General features: G+C 65.5%; 19 protein-coding genes. 8 read left to right on the top strand and 11 right to left on the bottom strand.

All coding sequences use genetic code 11. The annotated features are described in order from the left end of the window. Positions 1-120: 120 nt before the first annotated feature. Entirely contained in the window at positions 121-528 is a 408-nt protein-coding gene (locus AB4Z42_RS20390; protein ID WP_442011250.1) for a hypothetical protein, read from the top strand. A gap of 1 nt (position 529) precedes the next feature. On the opposite strand, the gene AB4Z42_RS20385 is transcribed toward AB4Z42_RS20390, so the two are convergent. Further along, positions 530-883, bottom strand: coding sequence for a gamma-glutamylcyclotransferase family protein (locus AB4Z42_RS20385; RefSeq protein WP_442011032.1), 354 nt, complete (start codon positions 881-883; stop codon positions 530-532). A 122-nt stretch (positions 884-1,005) separates the two neighbouring features. Here AB4Z42_RS20385 and AB4Z42_RS20380 point away from each other — a divergent pair, with 122 nt between their 5' ends. The 3 genes from AB4Z42_RS20380 (at position 1,006) to AB4Z42_RS20370 (ending at position 5,057) form a co-directional block, all read left to right on the top strand. Then, positions 1,006-2,061 (top strand): phosphotransferase family protein, encoded by a 1,056-nt coding sequence (locus tag AB4Z42_RS20380; RefSeq protein WP_442011031.1) that lies wholly within the window; start codon positions 1,006-1,008, stop codon positions 2,059-2,061. 63 nt (positions 2,062-2,124) lie between these two features. Then, positions 2,125-3,141, top strand: a complete 1,017-nt coding sequence (locus tag AB4Z42_RS20375; RefSeq protein ID WP_442011030.1) for an Rv2578c family radical SAM protein — start codon at positions 2,125-2,127, stop codon at positions 3,139-3,141. A gap of 65 nt (positions 3,142-3,206) precedes the next feature. After that, positions 3,207-5,057: a hypothetical protein gene (locus tag AB4Z42_RS20370; protein WP_442011029.1), complete on the top strand. Its 1,851-nt coding sequence runs from the start codon at positions 3,207-3,209 to the stop codon at positions 5,055-5,057. Between the two features lie 22 nt (positions 5,058-5,079). Here the strand turns inward: AB4Z42_RS20370 and AB4Z42_RS20365 are convergent, their stop codons facing one another. The 4 genes from AB4Z42_RS20365 to AB4Z42_RS20350 form a co-directional block, all read right to left on the bottom strand. After that, positions 5,080-6,336, bottom strand: coding sequence for an acyl-CoA dehydrogenase family protein (locus AB4Z42_RS20365; RefSeq protein WP_442011028.1), 1,257 nt, complete (start codon positions 6,334-6,336; stop codon positions 5,080-5,082). Beyond that, complete coding sequence (locus tag AB4Z42_RS20360) at positions 6,333-7,469, bottom strand: acyl-CoA dehydrogenase family protein (RefSeq protein ID WP_442011027.1); 1,137 nt, start codon at positions 7,467-7,469, stop codon at positions 6,333-6,335. Before AB4Z42_RS20360 ends, AB4Z42_RS20365 begins: the two co-directional genes overlap by 4 nt. Before the next feature lie 79 nt (positions 7,470-7,548). Continuing rightward, complete coding sequence (locus AB4Z42_RS20355; protein ID WP_442011026.1) at positions 7,549-8,769, bottom strand: amidohydrolase family protein; 1,221 nt, start codon at positions 8,767-8,769, stop codon at positions 7,549-7,551. A 112-nt stretch (positions 8,770-8,881) separates the two neighbouring features. Then, positions 8,882-9,547, bottom strand: coding sequence for a TetR/AcrR family transcriptional regulator (locus AB4Z42_RS20350; RefSeq protein ID WP_442011025.1), 666 nt, complete (start codon positions 9,545-9,547; stop codon positions 8,882-8,884). Between the two features lie 78 nt (positions 9,548-9,625). On the opposite strand from AB4Z42_RS20350, the gene AB4Z42_RS20345 reads away from it, so the two are divergent. Further along, positions 9,626-10,510: an acyl-CoA thioesterase gene (locus AB4Z42_RS20345; protein ID WP_442011024.1), complete on the top strand. Its 885-nt coding sequence runs from the start codon at positions 9,626-9,628 to the stop codon at positions 10,508-10,510. Here AB4Z42_RS20345 and AB4Z42_RS20340 read toward each other — a convergent pair. The 3 genes from AB4Z42_RS20340 to ypfJ form a co-directional block, all read right to left on the bottom strand. Then, entirely contained in the window at positions 10,507-11,340 is an 834-nt protein-coding gene (locus tag AB4Z42_RS20340; protein ID WP_442011023.1) for a mycofactocin-coupled SDR family oxidoreductase, read from the bottom strand. The two genes, AB4Z42_RS20345 and AB4Z42_RS20340, sit on opposite strands and share 4 nt — an antisense overlap. Continuing rightward, complete coding sequence (locus AB4Z42_RS20335; protein WP_442011022.1) at positions 11,324-11,860, bottom strand: DinB family protein; 537 nt, start codon at positions 11,858-11,860, stop codon at positions 11,324-11,326. The genes AB4Z42_RS20340 and AB4Z42_RS20335 overlap by 17 nt, the downstream gene beginning before the upstream one ends. A gap of 197 nt (positions 11,861-12,057) precedes the next feature. Then, positions 12,058-12,942 carry a KPN_02809 family neutral zinc metallopeptidase gene (gene ypfJ / locus AB4Z42_RS20330; protein WP_442011021.1) on the bottom strand — a complete coding sequence of 295 codons (885 nt, stop codon included), beginning with the start codon at positions 12,940-12,942 and terminating at the stop codon, positions 12,058-12,060. A 74-nt stretch (positions 12,943-13,016) separates the two neighbouring features. On the opposite strand from ypfJ, the gene AB4Z42_RS20325 reads away from it, so the two are divergent. Further along, positions 13,017-14,555, top strand: a complete 1,539-nt coding sequence (locus AB4Z42_RS20325) for a carboxylesterase/lipase family protein (protein ID WP_442011020.1) — start codon at positions 13,017-13,019, stop codon at positions 14,553-14,555. Here the strand turns inward: AB4Z42_RS20325 and AB4Z42_RS20320 are convergent. Next, on the bottom strand, positions 14,552-15,052 hold the full coding sequence (locus tag AB4Z42_RS20320; RefSeq protein WP_442011019.1) for an SRPBCC family protein: 501 nt from the start codon (positions 15,050-15,052) through the stop codon (positions 14,552-14,554). The genes AB4Z42_RS20325 and AB4Z42_RS20320 overlap by 4 nt on opposite strands. A gap of 64 nt (positions 15,053-15,116) precedes the next feature. Further along, positions 15,117-16,034 carry an oxidoreductase gene (locus AB4Z42_RS20315; protein ID WP_442011018.1) on the bottom strand — a complete coding sequence of 306 codons (918 nt, stop codon included), beginning with the start codon at positions 16,032-16,034 and terminating at the stop codon, positions 15,117-15,119. Between the two features lie 75 nt (positions 16,035-16,109). On the opposite strand from AB4Z42_RS20315, the gene aspS reads away from it, so the two are divergent. Continuing rightward, positions 16,110-17,876, top strand: coding sequence for an aspartate--tRNA ligase (aspS, locus tag AB4Z42_RS20310; RefSeq protein WP_442011017.1), 1,767 nt, complete (start codon positions 16,110-16,112; stop codon positions 17,874-17,876). Positions 17,877-17,921: 45 nt separating this feature from the next. After that, positions 17,922-18,830, top strand: a complete 909-nt coding sequence (locus AB4Z42_RS20305; protein WP_442011016.1) for a DUF4436 family protein — start codon at positions 17,922-17,924, stop codon at positions 18,828-18,830. On the opposite strand, the gene AB4Z42_RS20300 is transcribed toward AB4Z42_RS20305, so the two are convergent. Beyond that, positions 18,827-19,624 carry an SDR family NAD(P)-dependent oxidoreductase gene (locus AB4Z42_RS20300; RefSeq protein ID WP_442011015.1) on the bottom strand — a complete coding sequence of 266 codons (798 nt, stop codon included), beginning with the start codon at positions 19,622-19,624 and terminating at the stop codon, positions 18,827-18,829. The genes AB4Z42_RS20305 and AB4Z42_RS20300 overlap by 4 nt on opposite strands. Between the last annotated feature and the right edge of the window lie 56 nt (positions 19,625-19,680).

Raw genomic sequence — 19,680 nt, 5'->3', positions numbered from 1 at the left:
TGTGTGTGACGAACAAATTAACCTGTAGGCAGGCACGTGTTTCTTTGCCGTTAGCGGTTACCGAAGTAGCTCGTCTGCTCAGTTTGTAACGGTCGCGTACGGTGCGGCGATGTGACCAACATGCGAAAAGCGACATCCATGGTCGGGGCGGCGCTCGTGCTGGCGGCGGGTTCACTTGCGGTCAGCCAGGCGACGGGGCACGCGCAGCCACCGGCGCCGAACGTCAAATACGTTGTCAGCGCGGACGCTCCGCTGAGCTTTGACATCAACTACGTCATCAGCTCGCCCCCGGACTTGAAGGCCTTCAACGCCGACGCGAATGCCTATTCGACGAGGGGCAGCTTTGTCGTGCCGTGGGAAGCCACCGCGACGCTGAGCGACCCCCAGTGGGCGTACATCAGCGTGGCTCGGGCCGGCCATGCCATGGAGGCACCGCCGAACGCGCATTGCGAAATCTGGGTCGACGGTCAGCTGGCTGTCCAGAACACCGGGCCCACCACGGCCTTCTGCCAGCTGAGTCGCTGGTAATTCACCGCCCGGCGAACACGTAGACCCAGGCTTGATCGCCTGACCGCAGCGGTACCGCAATTCGCTCGTAGTCGTCGACCTCGTATTCGTCGGCGGCCACCAGGTCGTCGTCGCTGACGGCGAACACCGTGCCCTCGACGGCGGCCCCGTGACGATCCGTCGCCTTCAGAATCGGATGGCGGTCGCTGCCGCTTGCCGCGACAACGCGTGGATCGGTGACCGTCACATAGTCGAGGTCGTACCCGACGATCGCGTCCGGTCGGCCACCGAGTTCCCGGCCGAAGACGCCGCGCTGAACGCCCGGCTGTCGCAGCGTGCCGTAGGAGAACAACAGTTCGCTCACCAGCGACACCATAAGGGCGACAATGGGAAAAGGGCTGCGCTGGGCCGGCCTGGCACTGATCGACGATCGGGAGGACTCCTTCGTCGTCGGCGAAACTCCTGATCGAGGCGGTGGTACTGCGTTAGCGTGCGCACGTGACTGTGCCGATTCCGACCGAGGTCGCGGACATCACCGCCGAGTGGCTACAGGACGTGCTCCAGACGTACGCGCCTGGCGCGGAGGTCCGCGCAATCGACGTCGTGGAGACGCACGCCGGGACAACAGGGCGTGCGCGCGTCGAACTGACACACGATGACTCCCGACTGCCGGACTCGGCGTTCGTGAAGCTCGCGCCTTTCGACGTCGAACAACGCGCTTTCGTCGATCAAACGGGTATGGGCGTCGCCGAGGCGCGCTTCTATACCGACGTCGCGACGGACGTGCCCGTGCGTCACCCCCTACCGCTGCACGCGGCGTACGACGGCGCAGGCGCCTACATCATGGTGCTCGAGGACCTGACTGCCGCCGGCGTGAACTTTCCCGATTACCGCGACCCTGACCTCCTTCCCTTCGTCGAACACACCGTGGATTCCTTCGCCGCGTTGCACGGCGCGTTCTGGGGCAGCCCGCGGTTTTCGCCGGACGGGGACCTGGCATGGCTTCGTTCCAAGACCTACGGTTCGGCCGCGGCGTTGATCCAATACGCCGTCGAGCAACTCGGAGATCAATTGCCCGCGGCGTCTCGCGAGTTGGCCGAGGTGTATCTGCCTCGCGCTGAACAGGTTCCGCACCTCATCGCCGAAGGAACGCCCACGCTCATCCACGGTGACGCTCACCTCGGCAACATGTTCGCCGACGGGGACCGGTCCGGCTTTCTTGACTGGGCGATGGTCGGCTGTGCGCCGGGTATGCGGGATGTCGCGTATTTTCTCGGCAACTCAGTACCGACAGACTTGCGTCGCGCCCACGAACGGCAGCTGATCGACCGCTACTGCAGGGCAATCGCGGAGCACGGTGCAGTCCTCGACATCGGAGAGGCCTGGGATCAGTACAAGGTGCATCTCATCTCGGCGTGGATCGCTGCCGTCGTGACGGCGGGAATGGGCTCGAAGTGGCAGCCGATCGAGATCGGTATGGCCGCGACGATGCGCGCCGACGCTGCGATAGCAGACCACGGAGTCGCCGATCTGCTCCGTCGTCGGCTGGCGTAGTCGAACGTCCGCCACGCGCGTAATTACCTTGACATCGTATCGAACATAAGTTCGAATAGAGGTATGCGATGGGACGCGCAGGGCGTCAGCGTCGATGACGGCGCGCTGCCCGGACTGCAGCGGATTGGCTTCGTCCGCAGCGTGCGCTCGCCGCAGTTCGACGGCATCACGTTTCATGAGGTGCTCTGCAAATCCGCGCTCAACAAGGTGCCGAACGCGTCGATGTTGCCCTTCCGCTTCACCGTCAACGGTTACCGCGGTTGTTCGCACGCGTGCAGATACTGCTTCGCCCGGCCCACCCACGAGTACCTGGAGATGGACTCCGGCACGGACTTCGACACCCAGGTCGTGGTGAAGACCAATGTCGCCGACGTGCTCCGGCGCGAGTTGTCTCGGCGGTCGTGGCAACGCGAGACGGTGGCGCTCGGCACCAACACCGACCCGTATCAGCGCGCCGAGGGACGCTATGCACTCATGCCGGGAATCATTGCGGCGCTTGCGGATTCCGGTACACCGTTCTCGATCCTGACCAAGGGCACATTGTTGCGCCGCGATCTGCCGTTGATCACCGAGGCGGCCCGCCGCGTCGACGTCAGCGTGGCGGTGTCGCTGGCCGTCGGCGATCCCGAACTGCACAAGGACGTCGAACCCGGAACGCCGACACCACAGGCCCGTCTGGGGCTCATCTCCGCCGTCCGCGAAGCGGGCCTGGACTGCCATGTCATGGTTGCGCCGGTGCTGCCGCATCTGACAGATTCCGTGAACCATCTCGACGCGTTGTTGGGTCAGATCGCCGCGGCGGGAGCGACGGGAGTGACCGCGTTCGGTCTGCACCTACGGGGCTCGACGCGTGGGTGGTTCATGGCGTGGCTTGCGCGGTCCCATCCCGAACTGGTGTCGGTGTACCGCGAGTTATACAGGCGCGGAGCGTATCTGTCGTCTGACTACAAGAAGATGCTGCACGACAGGGTGACCCCGTTGATCGCCAAGCACGGTCTCGCGCCGGGTCGCAGACCGTTTCGGGCGGTGGCGGCTCCGGCGGTCGACTGTGCCGAGGCATCGCAGCCGACGCTGTTCTAGTTGAATGTGCCGCCCCTGCATCGTCTTCGGCATAGCCTGAGCGCAGGGCCTGAGGGGGTAACCGCATGTCATCACCTGAGCCGACGACGGCTGTCGAAATCCCGGATCTGCTGAATCCCGATTCTTACCCACGCCGGGATGAGCTGACCGAAACCTGTGATCTGGTGATGAAGGGAGGGATCACCAGTGGGGTGATCTACCCCCACACCGTCTGCGAACTGGCCACCGCGCGACGGCTCGTCCAGGTCGGCGGGACATCGGCAGGCGCCATCGCGGCCGGCGGTGCGGCGGCGGCCGAATACGGCCGCGACACTCACAGTTCGGCGTCGGGATTTCCGCAACTTGCCTCGCTGCCAAGCCAACTCGCCGAGCAAACCGCGGACGGGCACACCCGGTTGTTCCATCTCTTTCAGGCTCAGGCCGAGACACGGACGCTGTACCGCTTTGTATCCGTGCTGATCGGTCGCGGAACGAGTCGCAGCAAGTTCGGGCGAGCCGTGATCCCAGGACTGCGCACACTGCGTCCACTGCCGGCGATCGGCCTGCTCGCCGTCGCCATGGTCGGGCTCGTGACGCCAAGCCTCTTGCTGGCGTGGGCGATTGCCGATCGAAGTCGCGGAGGCACAGTGGTGGCTGGCGTACTTCTGCTGGCCGGCCTCGTCGTGTCCCTGCTCGCAGCGCTGGCGGCGGTGGCGGCGAGTGTCGTGATACGGCTGTCGAGGGACGTCCCCAAGAACTTGTACGGCATGTGTTCGGGGATGGCCGCCCCGGACAGCAGCCATCCGCCGCTCACCGAGTGGCTGGCTGACAAGTTCGATCAGATCTCAGGCAAGCCGGCAGTCGAGGGTCCATTGACGTTCGGCGACTTGACGAGTCGCGGTATCACCCTTGCGATGCTGACCACCGATCTCAGCGCCGGGACGCAGAATCAGATGCCACTCAGGACCCGGGCATGGGCATTCGATCCGCAGGAGTTCGCCCGCTTGTTCCCGCCGCGGATCGTTGAGTGGATGACGGCGCATCCCGCGGTTCCGGAATCCGAAGACGACCGGAAGGTGTTCGCGAGATTCGAAGCGAACGGTCTGTGCCCGCTGCCAGCGGCCGACGCCCTCCCGATCATCGTTGCGGTGCGGATGAGCCTGAGCTTCCCGATACTGCTCTCCGCGGTACCGCTGCATGCCGTCGACTACACGCGGGACGGTCACCCGATCGTGGTGCACCGATTTTCCGACGGCGGAATCACAAGCAACTTTCCGATCCACTTCTTTGACGCGGCGATCCCGGGCCGGCCCACCTTCGGCATAGATCTCGTCACGGTCGCGAGCCTGAACGCGAACCCTGACCAGAATGTGTCGATGCCGGCGACCAACCGGGACGGAATACTGGCCCGCACGAGAGCCATCGAGACGCTGGCCGACTTCGTCGGCGCACTGGCCGACACCATTCAGAATTGGTCGGACTCGATGCAGGCCCGGGTCCCCGGATACCGCGACCGCATCGTCGCGGTACATCACACCAAGCAAGAGGGTGGCTTGAACCTGGACATGGAAAGCTCCACCGTCGCTCTGCTCGCGGAACGCGGGCGGTTCGCCGGACAGCGGGCCGACAACTTCGACTTCGAGAACCATCGCTGGGTGCGGTTGCGTTCGATGTTCCAAACGCTCGAGGATTTCGTGGAGCCCGCTGCTGTACGGCTCAACGCACCGTCGAGCGACGATCTCAAGAGCTATCGCGAGCTGATGTTGGACCCGCCGTCATACAAAGTTCCGACGCTGAAGACCGCGGGGCCGCTCGTCGCCGACGCGATCACCGGCTTGGCCGCGGCCTACGAATCGACGAAAGACCGTCCCGAAAGCAGATTCCGCGAAGGAGCGCCAAAACCGCGACCCGCTCTGAAGGTGCGGCCGCAACCCTGAAGCGGCAACTAGCGCCGCTGTTCTAGCCCTTGTTGCGCTTGACCTGATTGAACGGCACCCCACGATCAGCGGCGTGCTCGCGAGGAAAGCCGAGCACGCGTTCGCCGATGATGTTGCGCGCGATCTCGGTCGTGCCACCGCCGAGCGCCGCCGCCTGTCGCGACAGGTAGCGCTCACCGAAACGGATCATGTCGTCGTCGGCATCCACGACGCCGGAACTCCCGGTGAGCGACAGGACGGTATCGAACTCAAGATGATGCACGTCAGCGTGCGCGATCCGGATGATCGAGCCTGCGGCCGGCGGCAGCGAGCCGTCGAGAACGCCGTGATACACGTGGTCGATGAGCTGCTCGCGCACCGCCCGGTGCACCAGCGCGCGGCCTGCTGCCTCTTGTGCCCGTTCGCTGTCGGCCTGTCCCGTTGCCTCGAGCAGCGCGACGTAGTCGATCGGCACGTCGGACTTGCCTTCGGCGCCAATGCCGCTCGCGAATTCCGACCCGCCCCCGACGGCACGGCGCTCGTGGTACAGCTGCCGTGAGGCCACGTGCCAGCCGCCGTTGACCTCGCCCACGACGGCGTCGTCACCGAGCTCCAGGTTGTCGAAGAACTCCTCGCAGAACTCGACCGAGCCGTTCACCTGCTTGATGCGCCGAAGGGTGATGCCCGGGCTGTTGATGGGCACCATGAACATGGTCAAGCCCTCGTGCTTGGGCACGTCCCAGTCGGTGCGGGCGAGCATCAGCCCGTAGTCCGCGGCGAACGCGCTGGTGCTCCAGGTCTTGGCGCCGTTGATCACCCACTTGTCGCCCTTACGGTCGGCGCGGGTGATGACACCGGCGAGGTCGGACCCGCCGCTGGGCTCCGACAGCAGCTGCACGAGCACCTCTTCACCGCGCAGCGCGGCCGAGATGTGTTGCTGCTTCTGCTTTTCGGACCCGGTGTCCAGGATGGTCGCGGCGCAGATCGTGAAAGTCGGGGTGTTCAGGATTACCGGCAGCTCATAGCACCGTGATTCGGTGTTGAACGCCTTCTGGTAAGCGATGGGGAGACCGAGGCCGCCATACTCGCGGGGGAAGCAGATTCCGGCGAACCCACCCTCGTACAGCTTCTTCTGCAACTCCCGGGCGCGTTTCCACGGTTCCTCTTCACCACGGTCGTGCGCGGGCGGGTCGACCGGATCGATCGATGGCATGTTCTCTGCCAACCAGGTTCGGGCCCGCGCGGCGAACTCTTCGACCGACTCCGTCGTCTCGGTCGTCGGCGTTGCGGTTTCGGTCATGATGCGTGCTCCACGTTCTTGGTCAGCGCGTACACGCGGAGGTTGTGATCCTCGGGTGTGCCGTACAGCGAGCGGTACAGCGTGACTCGCCGCAGAAATATGTGTAGATCGTGCTCCCAGGTCACGCCGATTCCGCCGTGCAGTTGGATGCAGTCCTGCAGCATCCCCGGAGCATGCTCGCCCACATAGGATTTCGCGACGCTGACTGCCATATCGGCGCTTGCGGAGCGCATGGCCACCTCGGCCACCGCGGCGTTCGTCGTCGCCCGGCATGACTCGAACCAGATCTTCAGGTCGGCGTACTTGTGTTTCAGCGCCTGATACGAACCGATCGGCCTGCCGAACGAATGCCGGTCGAATCCCCATTGGATGGTGAAGTCCAGCACCGTCTCCAGGATGCCCACGATCTCGGCGCACTGCAGGATCGTGGCGATCTGGCTCTGCCTGGCGATGAGCGCCGGGGTCTGCTCGGCCGAGCCGACGACCGCGGAGGCGTCCACCTCGACGCCGTCGAATTGCACTCGGGCATAGGACTTCACCATGTCGATGGAGCGTTGCGATTCGACCGTGACGCCGGGTGCGTCGGTCGGAACCAGGCACTGCCTCACCGCGCCGTCGCAGTTCGCGACCACCAGCAGCAGCGCGCTCTCGGCACCGGACTCGACACGATCTTTCACACCGTCGATGCGATAACCGGTGTCGGTGCGCGTCGCGGTCACCTCCGCATCGAGGGGCGAGAACTGCTTGCCCGGTTCGTAGACCGCCCACGACGCCACGACCTCGCCGGAGATCAGGGATTCGATGGTCTGCTCGTGGTCTCCGGGTGCTTCCGCCAGCGCCGCCAGCACGATGCTGACCGGGTGCAGCGGTCCGGGTGCGACGGTTCGGCCGCACAGTTCCGCGACCAGAGCGAGGTCGGCGACGCCATCGCCGGACACGCTGCCGCCGCCGAGTTCTTCCGGGACCAGCAGGCTGGTCCAGCCGAGTTCGGCGGCGCGCCGCCACCAGTCGTTCTCGAACGACGTTCCGGCATCGTGGAGTTCACGCAGCCGACCGAGGGAGGCGCCCTTTTCGAGGAATGACTGGGTCGTCGAGGCGAACAGCAGCCGTTCGGGGTTTGCGACGTCGGTCACGGCGCGAGCTCACTTTCACTAACGCGCGAAGTGCGTGCCGGAACACCGGCACGCACATCACGATCGATACCGTCGGGGGTCAGGCGAATTCCAGTGCGGGAACGCCCGGCTTGTGGACGACCTCGTTCGGGATCTTGAACAGATCGATCATGTTGCCACCCATGACCTTCCGCTGCCCCTCGGCGTCGAGTCCCTGAAGGTCGTCGATCAGGTGCGTCGGTTGCGCGAGGCCTTCCGGGTGCGGCCAGTCGGAACCGAAGATCACGCGGTCGATGCCGAGCAGGTCCGCCATCTGGGCGAAGTCGTCCTCCCAGAACGGGGCGACGTAGACGCAGCGATGGAACGCCTCGATCGGGTCCTCCAGGAAGCCATGCGGCATCTTCGAGTAGACGTTCTTGAACTGCTTGAACAGGTAGGGAACCCAATCCGCGCCGTTCTCGATCGACAGGATGCGCAGATCCGGGTTGCGGGTCAGCGCACCGTGGCAGACCAGCGCGGCCATGGTGTCCTCGATGGGCCTCTTGCCCATCGCGACCATGCGGAACGACGTCGGTGCGAACGGCTTGAACTCGTCGCCGGGCTCCCAGTCGTTGAGGTACTCGGAGTAGCCGCTGTCCGATGCGTGCATCGACACCGGGATACCGGCCTTGACGCAGGCATCCCAGAACGGGTCGAACTCCTCAACGCCGAGCGATCGCGTGCCGCGGTAGCCGGGAACCGGGGCGGGCCGCACCAGAACGGTTTTCGCGCCGCGCTCCAGACACCAGTTCAGTTCCTCGATGGCGCGATCGACATTGCCCAGGTTGACCACCGGGGTGGAGAAGATGCGGTCCTCGTAGTTGAACTGCCATGTCTCGTACATCCACTGATTGAGCGCATGGACGATGTCGAGGATCAGGTCGGGATCGTCCTTGAGACGCTCCTCGACCAGGCTGGCCAGCGTCGGGAACATCAGCGAGTAATCCAGCCCGAGGCTGTCCATCACCTCGAGGCGGGCCTCGGGATTGCGGAAGGCGGGGATGGACTTCATCGGCTTGCCCATGACCTCGCGGAAGCTCTTGCCGCCACTGCCGTGCCGGAAGTATTCCTCCTGCGCGCCGGGCCGGGCGACGACCTCGAACGTCGGGTTCGGAATGTAGTCGCTGACCACGTTGCGCACCATGATCTTGGTGCGGCCGCGGACGTCGATGTAGTCGATGACGCCCTTGCGGTGATCGGGCAGGAACTGCGTCAGCGCCTCTTTGGGCTCGTAGAAGTGGTTATCGGCATCGAACACCGGATAGGGGAGTTCGCGGGTCATTGTTCCGCCTCCTGGGAGTCTCATGTGGCTGTGGTGGTAATGACATTACCACGTCTGGACCAGGGAAAACACCACCGCTGGTTGAGGTGTTTTTCACATTGGACCGTGCAGGTCAGGCGCGTTTGTGCCCGCCGGTGAGGCCGTTGACACAGAAGTCGTAGATCTGGTCGGCCTCTATGGGGATACCGCTCAGCTCGGCGCCGAGCACCCGTATTCGCATGGCGCCCAGCGCTGATTGCATGATCAGCGCGGCGGTGGCCTCGATGTCGAGATCGGTGCGAAACGCGCCCTCGTCGATGCCGCTACGAATGATGTCCTTGATCAGCTCGTGCACCGGGGCCAGCACGCGGGCGTACTCGCTGGGCAGCGCCTCGGCCAAGCGATCGTTGTAGAACGTGAGGCCCCTGTTGACCTTGTCCTGTGTCGTCGTCTCCGCGGGCGTGCAGATGCGGTCGATGAGTATCCGCAGGGCATCGAGGGCGGGCAGACCGGTGGTGTCCTCGCGCCATTTGCGCGTCGACTCCGACATGATTTTGTCGACCAACGCCAGCAGCAACTCGTCCTTGGTGGAGAAGTGCTGGTAGAAGGACCGCAGCGAGGTCTTGGACCGTTCCACGACCTCCAGGACCGTGAAGTCGGTGCGGCCGGTCTCGCCGAGAATCGCCAACGCCGACTTCATGAATCGCTTCGGACGTGACTCCGGATCCAGGTCGACGACGGCATCCGATGTCGCCGGACGGGCGGCTCCGCCCGACGACGGACCGCTGCGCTTCGCCATGGGGCACCTTCCGGGTTGTCCGCGAATGTCGGTAACGACGTTACCGCTTTTACCCATGCTCGGTTACTGTTCCCACCCATGACCACAGACTCAGCGCAGACGCCCTGGACCGTTCAGAGCCTGCTCGACCTGTTCGACGTGCAGCCCGACGGCGAGAACAGATTCACCGCCGAGACGGGACCTGCAGGCGAAGACGATCGCCAGGTCGTCGAGGGAACGCAGGTGCTCGCTCAAGCGATTGTCGCTGTGGCCAAGCGCTTTCCGGAGAAGTCGGTGCGCTCGGTGTCCGCGGTGTTCGCCCGCGCGGTCATGGTGGGTGCGGGTCCGGTCGAGTTGGAACTCGACGTCGTCAGCGAGGGGCGGTCGACGGCGACCGCGATCGTCGCGGCGAAACAGAACGGCAAGCGGTGCATCACGGCGACGGTGCTCACCGATGTGCCCACCGCCGACGTCATCCGTCATAACCTGCCGCGGCCCGATGTCGCGGGCCCCGACGACGCGAACGAGTCGCACATGCCGATGGCCGGCAGGCAACTACGGTTGGTCGACGTCGTCGACGTGAACAGCCCCGACGAGGTGGGCCCGCCGGAGCTGTACGCGTGGCTGCATTACGATCCGATCCCCACCCGCGACGACCTCGCGAAGGCGCTGATTGCCTATTTCACTGGACACCTCGGCATTTCGACGACGATGCGTGCACATGAAGGCATTGGGACCGCACAGTCGCACCTGACGGTGTCGACGGCGCCCATGACGGTGACGGTCAGCTTCCACGAGCCGTTCACGTGGGACGGCTGGCTGCTCTACACCCACGAGAGCACCCAGGTGGGTGCGGGCATGTCGTATGTGCGCGGCGCGGTTCACACCGAAAGCGGCGAGCTCATCGCCTCGTTCGGGCAGGACGCGCTGATCCGCCCGCTGCGGACCACCGACACCAGCATCAAGGAGCAGTCGCGGCTCTAGATCTTCAGATAGCCCTTGTCCGCGGGGATCTGGGCCGCGGTCACCAGTGATGAGGCATCGCTGGCCAACCACAACACGATGTCGGAGATCAGGTTGGGATCGGCGAGCGAGTCGGTCGGCAGGGCGCCAGGCGAGAAGCTGTGGATGTATGTCTGATGGTCGGCGAACATCTGGTACATCGACACGTCGTTGCCCATCGGCGTATCGGTGCCGTACGGGTGCACCGAGTTGACCCGGATGCCGAACTCGCCCAGCTCGATTGCCAGTGAATTGGTCAGCGCGACGACGCCGAATTTGCTTGCGCAGTAGTGCCCGCCGCCGGGAACGGCCTTGATGCCCGCCGCCGAGCTGATGTTGATGATCGACCCACCGTTTCCCGCTTCGATCATCGCGGGCACGACGGCCTTGATGGTGTGCCACACGCCGGTCAGGTTGATGTCGATGACGTCCTGCCACTGCTGCGCCGAAATCTCCCACAGCCGGCCCCAATTCAGCACACCGGCGTTGGCGACGACGATGTCGAGCCGGCCGAACTGTTCGATCGCGTCGGCCACCACCCGTTGCTGGCCGTCGAGGTCGCGGACGTCGACCTCTTCGGCGCGGATCTTGCGCCCCTCGCCCTCGACCAGATTCACCGTCTCGGCGAGATCCTCGGGCAGCGCCGGGGGATAGCCGTTGTGCTCGGCAACCGGCCCGCAGGCGTCGATCGCGATGATGTAGGCACCGGCCCGGGCCAGCCGGATGCAGTGTGAACGCCCTTGTCCGCGCGCCGCTCCCGTGACATAGGCGACCTTGCCCGCCAGCGGTGTGTCTTCAGCCATGGTCGACATCGTGCGCGTGATGGACGATGTCGTGCAAGTGGTAGACCGCAATTGTCGCGATCGTGAACTCGCTGCCGTTGCTGCGCAAGCCGCGCCGCGACCATGCGTGAGCGGGCACCCGCATGTAGGTGTCGGCGACGACGTTGGCGGCGTCGAACAGCTCGGTGGCGACGACGGCCGGATCCTGCGACCCGTAGTCGTCGGCCAGCGCCGTCTCATCCTGGTCCCAGTTGGGAAACAGCGGTTCGTCTTCGTCGAGCATCAGCCGCACGCGTTGGTCGAAGATGCGGTGCACGTCGCGGATGTGACAGCCGTATTCCAGCGTCGACCACACCGTCGGCTGCGACCGCCGCCTGACGCGGGGCCCGCTCAGCCGCGGCACCCAGTCGGCGGCGTCGGCGCGGATGTGGTCGGCGACCTCGGTGTGGCGCACAGAGTCCGGATCGAAGCCACAATCAGCGCACGCGCGGGAGAGAACCCAGGTCCAGTCCTTGGTGTCGGGCTCAATCGGGTCTTGCTCGGACGTCACTGGATCAGTGTGGCAGCCGTGTGTCGCGGAGCTGGGTTCCAGCTGCCACGGTGACCGAATCGCCGTCGCGCCATACGTAGAGCTGCCACCCGCGCACGCGCAGCATAGTGAGGGTCGGCGTTACGGCGACGGTGTCCATATCCACGACGCTAGGTCGCGTCGTGCGGCTGCCGAAGCCGATAAGCTACTGGCGAAATCTAGCCCAGATCGGTGGCGGAGAACGTGTCGCAGCTCTTGATGTCGCCGGTGCGGTATCCCTCGGTGAACCACTTCTGCCGCTGCTCCGACGAGCCGTGAGTCCACGCCTCGGGATTGACGCGTCCGGTCGCGGACTGCTGGATGCGGTCGTCACCCACCGATGCCGCGGCCGACAGCGCGTCGGCAATGTCCTTGTCGCTCAACGGCTCCAGGAACGGCACGCCCGTGCTCTCCTGCTTGGTGATGGCTGCGTAGTGCGCCCAGATGCCCGCATAGCAGTCGGCTTGCAACTCAGTGCGCACGCCGCCGCCCGTGGCGCCCTGCGGATCCCGCTGTGCGTTGACGAGTGAACCCTGCAGATCCTGCACGTGATGGCCGAACTCGTGGGCGACCACATACTCCTGAGCCAGCGGTCCGCCGCTCGAACCGAACTGCGTGGTGAGAACGTCGAAGAAGTCCGTGTCGAAATAGGCCGTCTGATCGCCCGGGCAGTAGAAGGGGCCGACATCGCTGGTCGCAGGCCCGCAGGCGGTGTCGACCGAGCGGGTGAACAGTCGCACGCGCGGCCGTGTGTAATCCGGAAGCAGCTGCTGCCACACCGCGTCCACCGAATTGCCCGTGGCGATCACCCGGCACTGCACGATGTTGTTCGCATCCTCGGCGGTCTTGCACTGGCTGGTGTCGAAGCCGGGCGCCTCAACGCCGCCGCTGTCGATCTGCTGCTGCGGTATCACCGTGCTCGGGTCGACGCCGAGGAAAAGCGCGACGACGAGAATGAGGAGACCGCCGACGCCGCCTCCGATTGCGATACCGCGACCGCCACCGCCGCCACCGCTAGTCGAGGTGGTACTGGTGTCGATCTCCATGCCTTCGCGGAAGGTCATCGCGCCCCTACTTTCTCGATCGGAGGCACTCGCCGCACCGGTCCGTATTCAGCTTTGCACACTACGATTCAGACGTGACAGTCGTTGTCGGACATTCCACCGTCGTGCACACGGAACTGGGAGACCTGCGTGGGACGACCGAAGGGAATGTCGGGGTCTGGCGCGGTGTGCCGTACGCGGAGCAGCCCGTGGGGGACCGTCGCTTCCTGGCGCCCGCTCCGCCGCAACCGTGGACCGGTGTGCGCGACGCGCTCGAACACGGACCACTGCCGCCGCAGACCAAATCGTTCGTCGGTGGCGGCCGCGACGATCCGAAGGTTCGCGACGAAGCGTGTCTGACGCTGACGGTGTGGTCGCCGGACACCAGCGCGTCGCTTCCGGTGATGGTGTGGATTCCCGGTGGCGCATTCGTGTACGGCGCCGGACAGTTTCAGCTCTACAACGGCTCGCGGCTGGCCGCCAATGGAAACGTGGTGGTGGTCAATGTCACCTACCGGATCGGGGTGTTCGGCGGGTTCGAGCTCAGCGACCTCGGTGACGGTTTCGACGACAACCTCGCGCTGCGCGACCAGATGGCGGCGCTGCGCTGGATCCGCGACCACATCGCGGCGTTCGGCGGCGATCCCGACCGGGTGACGATTTTCGGCGAGTCGGCGGGCGCCACCTCGGTGCTGGCTCTTCTGGCCAGCCCGGCGGCCACCGGACTGTTCAGCAGGGCGATCGCACAGAGTCCGCCGTTGCCACTGATCGGTGAACGCGAGACCAGGGCCAGGCAGGCTCATGAATTCCTGAAGCGGTTGGGTGTCGCGGCCAACGAGGTCAAGGCGCTGCCGCAGCGCCAACTGCGGCGCGCTGCGGGCATGGTGCAGCTGAAGAGTGCTTCGACCGCACCGCATCTCGCCTACGGACTGACCTACGGGGTCGACCTACTGCCGCGACATCCGGTGGATGCCGCCCGCACCGGAGCCATTCAACGAATGCCGCTGATCATCGGCACCAACAGCCACGAGGCATCGATGTTCGCCTGGACCAAGCCGCCGATGCTGCCGACCACGACGTCGTCGATCAGCGCGTATCTCGACCGCGTCGCGCCCGATTCCAAGGACGAGGTGCTGTCCGCATACCCGGACTATCCGAAGCGGCGAGCGCTGATCGCGTTCGGCTCCGACGCGATGTTCGGCGGCCCGGCATGGGCGTTCGCGGATGCGTACAGCGCCCTTGCCCCGACGCACGTGTACCGGTTCGACCATGTCGGTTGGAGCCTGCGGGTCCTGGGTCTTGGCGCCACACACGGCAGCGAGATCGTGCACATCCAACACAGTTACGCGTCGTTCATCGGGCGCAAGCTGCACCCGCTCGGGCGCCGCCTGCAGCCGCCGGTCGGCAGGCGCATGCAGCGGGCGTGGCTGGACTTCGCCGCCAAGGGCTGGGACACCGGCGATGAGCGCTCGCGCGAAGAGCGTCCAACCGGTGAGATCGAGTGGTCCAACGGCCACGATTGGCCGGTGTACGACACCGACCGCCGCGTCACCCGCATCATCGAGACCGCGCGCGACACCGTTATGGAGGATCCCGACGCCGAGCGACGAAAAGTCTGGGCCGGGCTCTACTAGACCGAGTACCGCTTGTCTGAGTAGTCGCGCAGGTTGTAGAGAAATTTCTGGAACGTGCGCGCCATGAGCGGCTTGCCGAGCGCCATACCGATCCGGCCCGCGGCACCTTTCGGCTTCATTGCCATCACCCATGTCAGGTGGCAGCCGGCTGCGGTCTCGATGACCCGGTAGTCCTCTGCGAACGCGGAGATGCTGGTGCTGGACGCCTCGTTGAACCGAAAAGCCATGTGGGTAAAGGGTTCCCAGGCCAGGAACTCCTCGTCGCCCGTGATACCGCCGCGCATGTTCACCGTCCGGGTGGTGCCGATACCGCGCGGTTCGGGGCTGGTCCAGGTGACCTTGGTGATCGCCGTCGCCCAATGGGGCCAGGACTCCGCGTCGGCGAGCACCTCGAACAGCTGCTCGGGCGTGATGTTCAGGTCCACGGTGCTGACGAACCGGAATGGCGCGTTGTCGATGAAGTCCAGGTCAACCCGCTCACATGCGTGCATGGGCATACACGTTAGCCGACAGTGTCTAGCCGTCTAGATCGCATGCAAACAGTTCGGGCACGCGCTGAGATTATCCGGGGCCGTCGCTCGCGGCGGCCAGCAGCGGCACCAGGACGTCGCTGATCGGGGTGGCTATCCCGTGTTCGGCGGCCTTGCGGGAGATCACGCCGTTGCGGATGTCCCATTCCAGCGGCCGGTGCGCCTCGCGGTCGGTCAGCATCGACGTCGTGATGTCGGCGGGGGACTGACCGAACAGATTCATGATGTCGTCGATCACCTCGTCGCCGAGGGTGGCGCCGTCCGCGCGGGCGACCGCGAGGCATTCCGCGAGATAGCGTCGCGCCAGTGCGGCGACGTCGTCGCGATGGAACATGCCCATGCGCCGGCCGGTCAGCACCATCAACCCGACCACGGCGTTCACCAGCAACTTGTTCCAGGCCGCGCTGATGAAGTCCGAATCGAGCTCGACCGAGATTCCCGCGCCGCCGAACAGCTCGGCGAGTCCCTTGGCCGCATCCGAGACGGGCAGCACCAGCCGGACGCCGGTGCGCAGCCGTACCCACCCCTGCGGGTCCGGTTCCGCGGAGATCCAGATGGCCGTCGGCACCACCGCTGCCGTCGGACAGAACCGGCCGACCCGCTGGACCTGCTCGACGCCGTTCTGCAGCGCACACACCACCGTGCGGTCATCGCACAGCCTGGTCAGCCAGTCACCGGCCTGCTCGTTCTGGGTGTCCTTGACGGCCAGCAGTACGACGTCGGCGGGTTCGGTGATCTCGGTGGGGTCGGTCAGCACGGGGCCCGGCACGACGATCGGTTCCCTGTCGTCGGCCCTTACCTCGATGGAGTCGCGCGCGGTTCTGCCGCACAGCGTCACCTGGTGGCCTGCGGCATACAGCAGGGCGGTGACGGTCGACCCGATCGCGCCGGGTCCGACGAGTGCGATGCGGACGCCTGGGACACGGTCTTCGCGCAAGCGCTCATCCACCAACGCCAAGCTACCGGCCTCGGCGGCCCCACTACACTGTGGCAGTCCTCCGTCAGGCCATTCACAGGAGATTTCGTGCTGCGCAGTCATGCCGCCGGTTCGTTGCGGTCCGCCGACGCCGGTCAAACGGTGACGCTGGCCGGTTGGGTTGCGCGTCGCCGCGACCACGGCGGCGTCATCTTCATCGACCTTCGCGATTCGACCGGGGTGTCGCAGGTGGTGTTCCGCGAAGCAGACGTGCTCGCGAACGCGCACCGGTTGCGCGCGGAGTACTGCATCGCGGTCGAGGGTGTTGTCGAGATACGCCCCGAAGGCAATGCCAACGCCGAAATCCCCACGGGTGATATCGAAGTCAACGCCACGTCGTTGACCGTGCTCGGTGAGAGTGCACCGCTGCCGTTCCAGCTCGACGAGCAGGCCGGCGAGGAAGCCCGGCTGAAATACCGCTATCTCGATCTGCGGCGTGAGGGCCCGGGGCACGCGATTCGCCTGCGTTCCAAGGTGAATGCGGCGGCGCGCGACGTACTTGCCCGTCACGACTTCGTCGAGATCGAGACGCCGACGCTGACACGTTCCACCCCCGAGGGGGCACGCGACTTCCTGGTGCCCGCCCGTCTGCAACCGGGCAGCTTCTACGCACTGCCTCAGAGCCCGCAGCTGTTCAAGCAGTTGCTCATGGTGGCGGGCATGGAGCGCTACTACCAGATCGCCCGCTGTTACCGCGACGAGGACTTCCGCGCCGACCGCCAACCCGAGTTCACCCAGCTGGATATGGAGATGAGCTTCGTCGAGGCCGACGATGTGATGGCAGTGTCCGAAGAGGTTCTCAAGGCGCTCTGGGCGTTGGTCGGCTATGACCTGCCGACGCCGATCCCGCGGATCAACTATGCCGAAGCGATGCGCCGATTCGGCTCCGACAAGCCCGACCTGCGATTCGGCGTGGAACTGGTCGAGTGCAAGGAGTACTTCTCCGACACCACATTTCGAGTGTTCCAGGCCGACTACGTCGGCGCCGTCGTCATGCCCGGTGGCGCGTCGCAGCCGCGGCGCACGCTGGACGGCTGGCAGGAGTTCGCCAAGCAGCGCGGGCACAAGGGGCTGGCGTACGTGCTCGTCGCCGACGACGGCTCACTGGGCGGTCCGGTGGCCAAGAACCTCACCGACGCCGAACGTGACGGTCTCGCCGCACATGTCGGGGCGAAGCCGGGGGACTGCGTCTTCTTCTCCGCGGGCCCGACGAAGGCCGCGCGCGCACTGCTCGGGGCGACCCGTATCGAGATCGCCAAGCGCCTCGACATGATCGATCCCGATGCGTGGGCGTTCACCTGGGTGGTGGACTGGCCGCTGTTCGAGGCCGCCGACGAGGCTACTGCCGCAGGCGATGTGGCGGTGGGGTCCGGCGCATGGACCGCCGTGCACCACGCATTCACCTCGCCCAAGCCGGAATCGGAGGCGACATTCGACACCGATCCGGGCTCCGCCTTGGCCAATGCCTACGACATCGTCTGCAACGGCAACGAGATCGGCGGCGGGTCTATCCGTATCCATCGGCGCGACGTCCAGGAGCGGGTGTTCGCGATGATGGGTATCGACCACCATGAGGCCCAGGAGAAGTTCGGATTCCTGTTGGACGCCTTCACTTTCGGCGCCCCACCGCACGGCGGCATCGCGTTCGGGTGGGACCGCATCACCGCACTGCTCGCCGGATTAGATTCGATCCGCGAAGTGATCGCATTCCCGAAGTCCGGAGGCGGAGTCGATCCGCTGACCGATGCGCCCGCGCCGATCACCGCGCAACAGCGCAAGGAATCGGGCATCGACGCCAAGCCCAAGACCGACTGATCCAATCCGCACCGTGTGCGTCACGCGCAACGCTACGATCCGCGCGTGAACGAAGAGGCGCAGGCACCACAGGAAGAGTCCGCGCCACGTCCTGACAATCGGCGTATGTGGCGCATCATCGTGCTGGCGACAGTGGGCGGGGTCATCGCGCTGTATCTCGCATCGATGCTCGGATATCGCGCGTCTGACGATACGTATCGCGACTTCTCGTTCACCGACGCATCGCCGGAAACCGAGACGTCGGTCATCATTCGGTTGCGCCAATTCGACACGCTGCAGAACACCCTGTCGGTCGACGTCCTTGTCCATCCCGGCCGCGATCTGCTGAGCAAGGACCCGCAATCGGTGGACAAGATGGCCATTCGGTTGAGCTCGTGGACGCCGTCCGGCGACCTGATCTACCTCCACGCCGACGTCGCCCCCGACACCGCTACGACGCTGGTTGCGATCGGCGACCCCGACAACTGGCCCTTCGACTCGTACACGACCGACGTCATCGGGGTCGAACTCTTCAGCGGCACCAGCCCGCAGCGCCAGCCTGTTTCGGCGGGGATCATCGTCGCCGGACACATCAACGGCTGGAATATCGGCAGCGAAGCCGGAACCGTCGACTCGCCGCCCGCGCCGTCGCAGACTGTCCGGCTCACGTTGGAGCGATCGCCCGCCGCGCTCTCATTCGACATCGGCCTCATCCTGGTGCTGCTGGCCTTGCCTGCAGCCGCGTTGTTCGTCGCAATCCAGACGCTGGCCGGTCGCACGCCGTTCCTGCCGCCGGTGATGACCTGGTTCGCCGCAGTGCTTTTCTCGGTGATCCCGCTGCGCAACCTGTTGCCCGGTGCGCCGCCTGCGGGCGCCTGGATCGATCAGCTGGTGGTGTTGTGGGTGCTGCTCGCCGTGGCGGCGGCCATGATCATGTACGTCACGGCGTGGTGGCGATCGCGACCCTCGAACTAGACGCCGGACCAATCGCATCCGGTCAGCTCGGCGGAACGCTCCCATAACCGGCGGGCCATCACCGGATCGGTCGCCTTGCGCCGCAGTTTGGTCACCTTCGGTGGGCCGAGCTGATTGAAGCGCGGCGCGAGATAGGTACCGCTGGGCAGATCGGTCGACACGGCCTGCAGGCTGGCCCGCGCGCCTTGGGCAGGCGTGTGCAGAAACCTGCGCATCCCGTTGTGCTCACCCATGCCCAGCGACCTGGTGATGTCGGTGTCGGTCGCACCGGGATCCGATGCATAGGCCCGGACGCCGCGCGCGGCGAGTTCGCGGACGAAGAGCAGGTTGGCCAGCTTGGACTGGCCGTAGGCGATCCACTTCGAGTACTTGCGGGTGTGCCAGTTGAGGTCGGCCAGGTCGATCCGGGTGTAGAGGTACGTCGCGCTCGCGACCGACACCACGCGATCCTTGATCCGGTCACCGAGCAGACAGGTCAACGCGAAATGGCCGAGGTGGTTGGTCCCCATGTGCGCTTCGAAACCGTCGGCGGTACGGGTGAGCGGCATGCCCATCACACCCGCGTTGTTCACCAGCACGTCAACGCTTTCCACCGATTCGGCGAACGCACGCACGCTGGCCAGGTCGGCGAGATCCAGGGGACGCACCTCGACGTCGCCGGGCATCGCGGCGGCCGCTCGCTGCGCCTTGTCGATGGTGCGGCACGCGATCACGACGCTGTGCCCCTGCGCGGCCAGCGCCGTCGCTGTCGCCGCGCCCACACCGCTGTTGCCGCCTGTGACGATCACCCGCATGTCTGACGATTATGTCGACGTGGAATAGATGCGGTCGCGCATGGGCTTGGTTTGGG

Source organism: Mycobacterium sp. 2YAF39, assembly GCF_052114565.1.
GTDB lineage: Bacteria > Actinomycetota > Actinomycetes > Mycobacteriales > Mycobacteriaceae > Mycobacterium.
This window is presented reverse-complemented; position numbering and strand designations above follow the sequence as displayed.